Annotated in this window: 1 protein-coding gene; it reads right to left on the bottom strand. The window is 62.2% G+C overall.

Features of this window, described 5'->3' with window-relative positions:
- Positions 1 to 178: 178 nt before the first annotated feature.
- Positions 179 to 1,097: class 1 integron integrase IntI1 (intI1, locus tag PG887_RS22425; protein WP_025766410.1), on the bottom strand; the 919-nt coding region annotated here is incomplete at its 5' end.

Here is a 1,097-nt window from a genome sequence, read left to right as displayed (position 1 = left end):
CTGAACGTCAGAAGCCGACTGCACTATAGCAGCGGAGGGGTTGGATCCATCAGGCAACGACGGGCTGCTGCCGGCCATCAGCGGACGCAGGGAGGACTTTCCGCAACCGGCCGTTCGATGCGGCACCGATGGCCTTCGCGCAGGGGTAGTGAATCCGCCAGGATTGACTTGCGCTGCCCTACCTCTCACTAGTGAGGGGCGGCAGCGCATCAAGCGGTGAGCGCACTCCGGCACCGCCAACTTTCAGCACATGCGTGTAAATCATCGTCGTAGAGACGTCGGAATGGCCGAGCAGATCCTGCACGGTTCGAATGTCGTAACCGCTGCGGAGCAAGGCCGTCGCGAACGAGTGGCGGAGGGTGTGCGGTGTGGCGGGCTTCGTGATGCCTGCTTGTTCTACGGCACGTTTGAAGGCGCGCTGAAAGGTCTGGTCATACATGTGATGGCGACGCACGACACCGCTCCGTGGATCGGTCGAATGCGTGTGCTGCGCAAAAACCCAGAACCACGGCCAGGAATGCCCGGCGCGCGGATACTTCCGCTCAAGGGCGTCGGGAAGCGCAACGCCGCTGCGGCCCTCGGCCTGGTCCTTCAGCCACCATGCCCGTGCACGCGACAGCTGCTCGCGCAGGCTGGGTGCCAAGCTCTCGGGTAACATCAAGGCCCGATCCTTGGAGCCCTTGCCCTCCCGCACGATGATCGTGCCGTGATCGAAATCCAGATCCTTGACCCGCAGTTGCAAACCCTCACTGATCCGCATGCCCGTTCCATACAGAAGCTGGGCGAACAAACGATGCTCGCCTTCCAGAAAACCGAGGATGCGAACCACTTCATCCGGGGTCAGCACCACCGGCAAGCGCCGCGACGGCCGAGGTCTTCCGATCTCCTGAAGCCAGGGCAGATCCGTGCACAGCACCTTGCCGTAGAAGAACAGCAAGGCCGCCAATGCCTGACGATGCGTGGAGACCGAAACCTTGCGCTCGTTCGCCAGCCAGGACAGAAATGCCTCGACTTCGCTGCTGCCCAAGGTTGCCGGGTGACGCACACCGTGGAAACGGATGAAGGCACGAACCCAGTGGACATAAGCCTGTTCGGTT

Origin of the sequence: Aeromonas sp. QDB14 (genome assembly GCF_027707845.1) — a bacterium.
Taxonomy (GTDB): Bacteria; Pseudomonadota; Gammaproteobacteria; order Enterobacterales; family Aeromonadaceae; genus Aeromonas; species Aeromonas caviae.
The sequence above is the reverse complement of the archived record's forward strand: the minus strand, read 5'-3'. Positions and strand labels throughout refer to the sequence as shown.